At 73.8% G+C, this 8226-nt stretch carries 6 protein-coding genes; 1 reads left to right on the top strand and 5 read right to left on the bottom strand.

Annotated elements, in window-relative coordinates; all coding sequences use genetic code 11:
• From hypF to G6R24_RS15640, 5 genes are all read right to left on the bottom strand, one after another.
• Positions 1 to 1809: carbamoyltransferase HypF (gene hypF, locus G6R24_RS15665; protein ID WP_476727356.1), on the bottom strand; the 1809-nt coding region annotated here is incomplete at its 3' end.
• The gene (locus G6R24_RS24580; protein ID WP_225438589.1) at positions 1806 to 4079 is read right to left on the bottom strand and encodes a hypothetical protein; all 2274 of its coding nucleotides are present in this window, start codon (positions 4077 to 4079) and stop codon (positions 1806 to 1808) included. The genes G6R24_RS24580 and hypF, both read right to left, overlap by 4 nt.
• 185 nt (positions 4080 to 4264) lie before the next feature.
• Positions 4265 to 4903 (bottom strand): hydrogenase maturation protease, encoded by a 639-nt coding sequence (locus G6R24_RS15650; protein WP_163549986.1) that lies wholly within the window; start codon positions 4901 to 4903, stop codon positions 4265 to 4267.
• On the bottom strand, positions 4900 to 6507 hold the full coding sequence (locus G6R24_RS15645) for a nickel-dependent hydrogenase large subunit (RefSeq protein WP_163549985.1): 1608 nt from the start codon (positions 6505 to 6507) through the stop codon (positions 4900 to 4902). The genes G6R24_RS15650 and G6R24_RS15645 overlap by 4 nt, the downstream gene beginning before the upstream one ends.
• A gap of 33 nt (positions 6508 to 6540) precedes the next feature.
• Positions 6541 to 7512, bottom strand: coding sequence for an NADH-quinone oxidoreductase subunit B family protein (locus G6R24_RS15640; RefSeq protein ID WP_163549984.1), 972 nt, complete (start codon positions 7510 to 7512; stop codon positions 6541 to 6543).
• Positions 7513 to 7754: 242 nt separating this feature from the next.
• On the opposite strand from G6R24_RS15640, the gene G6R24_RS15635 reads away from it, so the two are divergent.
• Positions 7755 to 8226: hydrogenase maturation nickel metallochaperone HypA (locus G6R24_RS15635; RefSeq protein ID WP_163549983.1), on the top strand; the 472-nt coding region annotated here is incomplete at its 3' end.

Genomic DNA, 8226 nt, shown 5'->3' with positions numbered 1-8226 from the left:
GGCGAGCGCGACCCGGCCCGGATGGCGCACCGCCGCGTCCGCCCCGGGTAGCGGTACCGGCCGCAGATGGGCGATCCGGGTGGCGACGGCGACGTCCGGCCCGACCAGCAGCGCCTCGCCACCCCAGACCGTCGCGTCCAGCCCGTGGCCGGTGCCGTCGAACGCGAAGCCGAGGATCCGCTGGCCGAGGCGGCCGTGTTCGGCGAGCAGCGCCGCGACGTGCGCGTGGTGGTGCTGCACGAACGTCGGGTGCCGCCCGAGTCCGGATGTCGCTGGCAGCCGGGCCGCGGCCTGGACGGCCCAGGCCCGGGTGGCGTAGCCGGGATGCGGGTCGGCGGCGAACCGGCGCACCGTCGTCGCGTACAGCCCGCTGAGGTGGACGGTGGCCCGTTCGAAGGCGTCCAGCATCTCGAGGCCGCCCAGATCACCGACGTGCTGGGACAGGATGGCCCGCCGGTCGACGGTCAGGCAGCTCACGTTCTTGCCGTCGCCCCCGACGGCGAGCACACCGGGGACCGCCCGCGGCAGCGGCACCGGCAGCGGCACCTGGCCGCGGGCACGCCGCAACGTGATCACCCGGTCGCCGTCGCAGCGCACCACCGAGTCGTCGCAGGGCACCAGGATCGGCCGGTCGTGGGTGAGGATGGCGTCGGCCAGCCCGGTGAGCCGTTCGGCGGCCGTCGCGTCGTCGTGGCAGATCGGTTCGCCGCCGCGGTTGGCGCTGGTCATCACGAGCACCGTCGGCGGTGCGACCCGCGCCGCCCGGACCGGGGCGAACAGCAGTTCGTGGAGCGGTGTGTACGCCAGCATCACCCCGATCAGCCCCGTCTCCGGTGCGACCCGCGCGGCGAGGACGATCGGTGCGGCCGGGGAACGCAGCGCCGTGGCCTCGGTCGGGGACAGCCGGGCGAGGCCCGCCGCGGTCGCGAGGTCGGGGACCATCACGGCGAACGGTCGTTCGGGTCGGCCCTTGCGCACGCGCAGCCGGGCCACGGCCGCGTCGTCGTCGGCGGCGCAGGCCAGGTGGTAGCCGCCGAGCCCCTTCACCGCGACGATGCCGCCGGCGGCGAGTGTGCGCTGCGCCGCCTCCAGCGCCGCGTCGGTTCCCAGCACCGCCTCGTCCGCTGTCGGCCCGGCTCGTCCGGTGGGCGGGTTGTCGTCACCGGCGAGGGGGAGATAGCGCAGCCGGGGGCCGCAGTCGGGGCAGCAGATCGGCTCGGCGTGGAAACGTCGGTCACCGGGGTCGGCGTACTGGGCGGCGCAGCGCGGGCACAGCGGGAAGTGGGCCATCGTGGTCGCCGACCGGTCGTAGGGCAGCGCGGCGATGATGGTGAACCGGGGACCGCAGTTGGTGCAGCTGATGAACGGATGCCGGTAGCGCGGGTCGGCCGGGTCGAACAGCTCCCGCCGACAGTCCGCGCACAGCGCCGCGTCCGGTGGCACCTGCGTGCGCGGACCGCTCGCGGCCCGGCTCGCCACGATCCGGAACCCGGGCCCGCCGGTGGCCATGTCCTCGTCCTCGTGTGACGGCCCGGCGAGCTCGGTGACGGTGACCCGGTCGACGCGGGCCAGGGGCGGCGCCGGGTCGGTCAGACGGCGCAGGAACTCGGCGATGTCGGCGGGGGCGCCGTCCACCTCGGCCACGACCGAGACGGCGTCGTTGCCGACGAACCCGGCCAACCGCAGGGCGCGGGCCAGGCGGTACACGTGCGGGCGGAAACCCACACCCTGCACCACACCCTGCACCACACCCTCGACCACGATCCGCCGCCGCACCCGGGGTGTGGTCGAGGGCGCTTCGGTGATCAAGGCCCGCGCTCCCAGAGGATGACCCGGTTGTTGCCCGAGTCGGCGACGGCGAGGCGTCCGCCGTGCAGGGACAGCCCGTACGGCCAGCAGAAGGTGTCCGGGCAGACGCTTGACCAGCGGTTCTCACCGGTGTCGGCGAAACTCGGCTGGCCGAGGACCACGCTCGCCGACGACGCGGGACGCCCCCCGGCCCACGGGTCCTCCCAGAGCAGGACACGGTTGTTGGCGGTGTCGGCGACGGCGAGCACCGTGTCGTCGCAGTCGGCCGCGTACGGGAACCGCAGCCGGTCGGGACGGCCGGGGGCGTAGGGCGTCTCGGTGCAGGTCACCGCGTCGGGCTGGCCGAGGACAAGGTCCGCGTCGGTGTCGACGCCGGGATGCGGCGTCCAACCGAGCAGACGCTGGTCGCCGGCGTCGGCGACCAGCAGACGATCGTCGGTCCCGGTGATGTCGTGCGGCCAGCGGAAGCTCGCGGGGCCGGGGGCGCCGCCCCGGTTGTCCGCGTGGGCGCTCGGGTCGGGCTGGCCGAGGACCAGGTCGGGGGGTGTGTCCGGGGAGGTCGGCAGACCGTCCGACCAGCCGAGTACCCGCCGGTTGCCGGTGTCGGCGACGTAGAACCGGCCGCCGACGAGGGCGATCCCGAACGGCCAGTACAGCGACGTCGGCCCGCACTGCCCGCCGCTTCCGTCCGGTCCGCCGCGGTTGGGGGCGACGCTGGTCGCGTCGGGCTGGCCGAGGACCAGGTCGGGTGCGACGTCGTGGGTGGTGGGCACCGTGTCCCAGACGAGCAGCCGGTGATGCCACGCGTCGGCGACGACGAGCCGTCCGTCGTCGGTGACCAGCACCCCGGTGGGGAGCCGCAGGCCGCGGCGCGGTCCGCGGCCCCCGGCCGCCGGCCCCTCGCTGTGCGGGTCGGGCTGGCCGAGGACGACGTCGGCCGGCGCGCCGTCGAACCGTGGGCGGTGCGCCCAGATCAGCACCCGGTGGTTACCGGTGTCGGCGACGACGAGCAGGTCGTCGCCGAGCCACACCCCGCGCGGCGCGTACAGGCCGGTCAGCGAGGGCCGCGCCGAGGGCAGAGCCAGCCCTCCGGGCGCCGGGGCGCCCAGCCAGACCGCGGGCGTCCAGTCGTGGGGAGGGCTGAGCGCGCCGTCGGCGGCGGCGACCGTCACGTGGCGCGGGCCTGTGTCGCCCACTGGGCGAGTTCGTCGAGCAGGGCGTGCACGACCCCGGCCTCGTCGGTGGAACCGGACCGGGCGAAGACGTCCTCGGCTTCGGTGAGGGCCTTCACCGCGGGTTGCAGGGCACCCAGATGCGCCAGCGCGTTGCCCTGGCCGGCGAGTGCCCGGGCGTAGCCGATCGGATCGGTCCGCTCGTCGCGGGCGGCCACGACCTGGGAGAACCGGCCGGCGGCCTCGACCAGGTTCTCCCGGCGATGCTGCGACGGCGCGTACACCAGCGCGTTGGCGAGGTTGAGCTGGGCGCTGGCCCAGCGCTGCGGATGGGTCCGCTGGGGTGTAGACGGTGAGCGCGGTGCGCAGACCCTGGATCGCGACGCCGATCCGCAGCTGGTCGGAGGTCTGGGTCATCGGGATCGCCAGGTACGCGGTGGCCAGGTTGACCTGGGCCGCGGCGAACACCTCCGGCGCCGAGTCGAGGGTGACCAGGCGCAGCACCGCCAGGTACTGCTCGATCGCCGGGCGCAGGCCCTCCGCGTCCTCGCTGGCCCGCTGCTGGTAGGCGGAACCCAGGGACAGGCGCAGTTCGGCGCGGGCCAGGACGAGATCGGTGGCGTCCAGGGCCTCGCCGGCGGCAACCAGGTCGGCGAGTACCGCGTCGGTCGGCCCCTCAAGGCCGTGGCGCAGGTCGGCGGCGGCGGACCGCAGCTGCGCGGCGAGGCCCGGGCTGACCGGTGCGGCCGCCTCGTGGGCCTGGTTGAGCTGGCCCACCGCCCGCTGCGGCGCGTCCCCGGACATGGACGCCGCGGCGAGTGTGGCGTGCACGAGCGCCGCGATCTCGCCGGTCTCGTCGGTGAGCGTCGGCGGTTCGGCGAGGGCGCCGTTGGAGAAGCGCACCACGTCGACGAGCACACCGATCTCGGGTCCAAGCGCGGCGCGCAGCGCGGCCGGGTCCTCCACCGGAGGTCCCGCCGGGCGCAGGACGAACCGGTTGTAGCGGTCGATCGGGTCGTCGCCGACCAGCAGGTCCGCGGCGGCGGTGAGCTCGCCGCGATGGGCCAGTTCCAGCGCCCGCAGCCGTGGCGGCCACACCGCCGGGACGCGGCCACACCGCCGGGACGCGGCCGGCGGCCAGATCGCGGCGCACCGCCGCCGCCTCGTCGTCGTCGCCGGGGACGAGCAGGTACCCGGCGGGCAGCGGAAACACCCCGACCGGCTGCGGCCGCGCCAGCGCTGTCGGCCCGGTCGGCGTGGTCGGTGCGGTTGGTTCGGTCGGCTCAGGCATCGTGGTCACCGGCGGTCAGGTCGACCGACGTCGCCAGGTCGTTCAGGATCATGGTCTGTACTCGTTCCATCGAGCGGCGCACGGCCGGGGTGAGGTCGGCACCGGGATCGAGGCATCCGGCCTCGATCAGGTAGACGACGATGTCCGTCGGAAAGTCGGCGCCGAGCAGCCAGCGGGCGAACACCAGCGCCTGGTCCCAGCGCACGGCGTGCGGCTGCGGCAGGGTGGCCAGCGACGGCGTGCCGACAGGCGGCGTGCCGGCGGACGGCGGGTCGGCGGCGACGAGCTGGTCGGCGGGCACCCGGTGGATGGTGCCGGGGGCGGCACCGGTGCGGGCCGCGTCCACGATCAGCACCCGGCGGGCGCCGCGCATCGCGAACGCGGTGTCCAGGCCCGCGGTGCCCCCGTCGACGAGGCGGACGTCCGCCGGCACCCCCACCGCGGCGAGGTGGCGGATGAGCACCGGGCCGACCCCGTCGTCGCCGCGCAGCAGATTGCCGCAGCCGATCACGGTCGCCGTCCACGACGGTGGGGCGATTCCCGGCGGGTCCAGCAGCGCCGCGAGCCCAGTGGGCGCGTCGGCGGCAGGCCCGTGACCGGGGGGCGCGCCGGCGGCCGGCTCGGCGGTCACACCGTCTCGTTCAGGACGAAGCTGGAAAGCTCCCTGCCCGTCCGGCCGTTGTAGGCGTGCACCGTGCAGACCAGGCAGGAGTCGAAACTGCGGGCCACATGGCCAAGCTCGACCGGGTCGGACGGGTCGGTCACCGGCGTGCCGACCAGCGCGGACTCGATCGGTCCGGGGGTGCCGTCGCCGTCGCGGGGGCCGATGTTCCACGCCGTCGGGGTGATGACCTGGTAGTTCGCGATCCGGCCGCGTTCCAGGACGATCCAGTCCGCCAGCGACCCGCGGGCGGCCTCCGTCGCGCCGAAACCTCGTCCGTCGGCGCGTTCGGTCGGCGCGAGGTGGAACGGTTCGTGCAGGTCGATCTGGTCGAGCCAGCCGCGGACCCAGCGGTAGTAGCGGGCGGCCTCGTGCATCCGGGCCAGCAACCGGACCATCACCGACGAACCGATGGTGGCCAGGATGTCGGCGAACAGCGGGTCGTCGTCCTGATGCGGGGCGGCACCGGGGGCGGCGGCGGCGACCCGACGGGCCAGCGGGCCGGCCTCCAGCGGAATCGGACCGAGACCCGGCACGTCGTAGCGGGGGGACTTCGCCCAGCTGTACTTGCCGTCGGCTTGGGCGCGTTCCGGGTCGACGGGCACCGTCTCGCCGTCGAACGGGTGGTAGGCCGACGTGCCCTGGTAGTACGAGTGGGTGACGTCCTCGCGGACCCGGGCCTGGTCGAACGGGAAGTGCGCCCCGCCGGCGTAGATGCCGCCGCGGCCGATCAGCGCGTCGTTTCGGCCGTCCACCGTGGGCTGGCGGTAGAGGTCGGGGTCGAAGTAGGTGCCGGTGGCCAGGTAGTTGCCGGGGCCGGCGCCGTAGCGGTCCAGGCCGATGTCGAGGCAGTAGCGCAGGAAGAAGCCGCAGTCGCTGTCACGGTGCGAGGCGCTCTCGTCCAGCCAGGCCAGGATGTCGGCCCAGCTGCGGTTGGCCAGCCACCGGTTGACCGAACAGCCAAGCCAGCGCTGCTCGAGCCACTGGGACTTCCAGTGTTCGAGGATGGCGGTGGCCCGGGTGACGTCCGCCAGTGTCGGCGCGCAGATCACCCCGCCGGGCACCATGAAGCTCGAGTGCGGCCACTGCCCGCCGAAGAGCGCGTACACCTCGATCGGCCCCGCGGACAGGGCCACACCCGGCCCGTAGCTCGTCCCGGTGAACGGGGTGAACCGGCGCACGGCCTCGGCGTACAGCGGCGAGCCGGCGTACCGCTTGTTGGTCAGGTCGATCGCGAACAACGCGTAGAAACACCGCGGAATGCTCTGCAGCGTCTCGCAGGCCTGCGCGATGTTGCGGATCAGTGTGGCGTTGCGCGGCAGTTCGGTCTGCCAGGCGACGTCAAGGGCGTAGGCGGCCTTGAACAGATGGCTGCCGCCGCAGATCCCGCAGATCCGCGGTGTGACGATCAGGCCGGCCTGCGGGTCCTTGCCACGCAGGATGATCTCGAAACCACGGAACATCGCCGCCGAGGTCCAGGCTTTGCTGACCACCCCGTCGTCGATCGTGACCCGCACGTCCAGGTCGCCCTCGACCCGTCCCATCGGGCTGACGTTGAGATCGACGGTCGTCATCGGTGCGTCTCTTCTCGTGTGTGGCTGGCCGGATCAGACGACGAACATGTCCTTCTTCGACCAGGACGGGGCGCCGATCCGGGCGGCGGCGGCCTGACCCAGGTAGCTCAGGTGACCGGCCCCCTCGGGAACCTCCCGCGGGATGACACCGGCGACCTTCTGTGTACGGAACACCGTGCCGGGCGCGAGATCGAAGAACGGGAACTCGGGTTCGGTGCAGCCGATGCACGGCATCCCGGCCCGGGTCTTCGACGACTGCCGGTTCCACAGGATGCGGTTGCAGGGGGAGCGGGTCATCGGACCGCGGCAGCCGAACTCGTAGAACAGGCAGCCCTGGCGGGTGCCCTCGCCGAAGGCGACCGTCGACTGCTTGTACTCGAAGTACCCGTTGCGGGTGCAACCGGAATGGGTGAACGACGTGAAGAACGTCTGCGGCCGGTGCAGGTCGTCGAGTCTGATGTCGGCGGCCCGGCCGGTGGCCAGCGCGACCAGGATCTGGGTGATCCAGTCCGGATGCGCCGGGCAGCCGGCGATGTTCACCACCGGCAGCCCGGCCCGCGACCGGAAGTCGGCGCCGAGGAAGCCGCCGGGGTCGCGGCGGTGGAACTGCAGACCGGTGGAGTCGGTCGGGTTCGGCGCGGTGGCCGGTAGTCCGCCGAAGCTCGCGCAGTCCCCGACCGCGACCACGACCTGCGCCTGGGCGGCCAGATCACGCACCCAGTCCTGCATCGGCCGGTCGGCGAACACGTCGTAGGTGCCACGTCCGCCCGGACCGCGGATGACCGACCCCTCGAACACGAAGATGTCGACGGGACGTTCCCCGCGGGCGCAGTCCCAGAACAGCGACCGGGCCGTCGCGCCGGTCTCGAGCCCCAGCGACGGATGCCAGACGAGGTCCAGCCCGAAATCGGTGATCAGGTCGATGACGGTGGGTTCCTCGGCGTTGAGGAACGACATGGTGTTACCGCTGCACGCCCCGCCCTGGAACCAGAGCACGGATGACATCGGCGGTCCTTCCTCCCGGCCCGACCAAGCTGCCGAGGTGCCTGCTGGCATCGGCACGGCGACGGTATGCGTCCGCGGCGGACCCGCAGATAGGTCGTGTGCGGACGCTGCCACCTATGCGGGGTGACGTTTGGCGACCGGCGCCCGAACGGTGAGAGTGGAGTCCGGTCGGTGCCGTACCGGCCAGCGCCGCCGCGCTCTCGCGGGACGCCCGGCAACGGAGCCGACGGGAGGCACGGGACGTGCACGAGCTGTCGATCTGCCGGTCCGTCGCCGACATCGTCGCCCGCCATGCCGGCGGACGGCGGGTGAGCGTGGTCCGGTTGCGGGTCGGCGCGCTGCGCCAGGTCGTCCCGGACACGCTGATCGCCTGCTGGGAGTGGGCCTGGGCGAGCCATCCGGACGGCGCGGTGCTGGCCGGATCGGTCCTCGAGGTCGATCACGTGCCCGCCCGGGTGAGCTGTCGGGCCTGCGGGGCGCACGGCGTGCTGGTGCGGCCGTTCGTCGCCTGCGCCACCTGCGGCGCCGACGCCGGCCACCTCGACCTGACCAGCGGCGAGGAGTTTCTCGTCACCTCCTTCGAGCTGGCCCCGGCCGACCTGGCACCGACCGACCTGGCACCGACCGACCTGGCACCGACCGACCTGGCATCCGGCGAACATGTGCCGAGTGCGCCGACGCCCAGCGAACCGGCGCCGAACGCGCCGGCGGAGG

Origin of the sequence: Candidatus Frankia nodulisporulans, from assembly GCF_902806475.1 — a bacterium.
Classification (GTDB): Bacteria; Actinomycetota; Actinomycetes; order Frankiales; family Frankiaceae; genus Frankia; species Frankia umida.
Note: the sequence above shows the minus strand (reverse complement) of the source record. Positions and strands in the feature narration are given on the sequence as shown.

What these genes read in the sequence shown, in the direction of transcription:
- G6R24_RS15645 (WP_163549985.1), bottom strand. Translation starts at nt 6,507, where the DNA reads ATGACGACCGTCGATCTCAACGTCAGCCCGATGGGACGGGTCGAGGGC.
- G6R24_RS15640 (WP_163549984.1), bottom strand. Translation starts at nt 7,512, where the DNA reads ATGTCATCCGTGCTCTGGTTCCAGGGCGGGGCGTGCAGCGGTAACACC.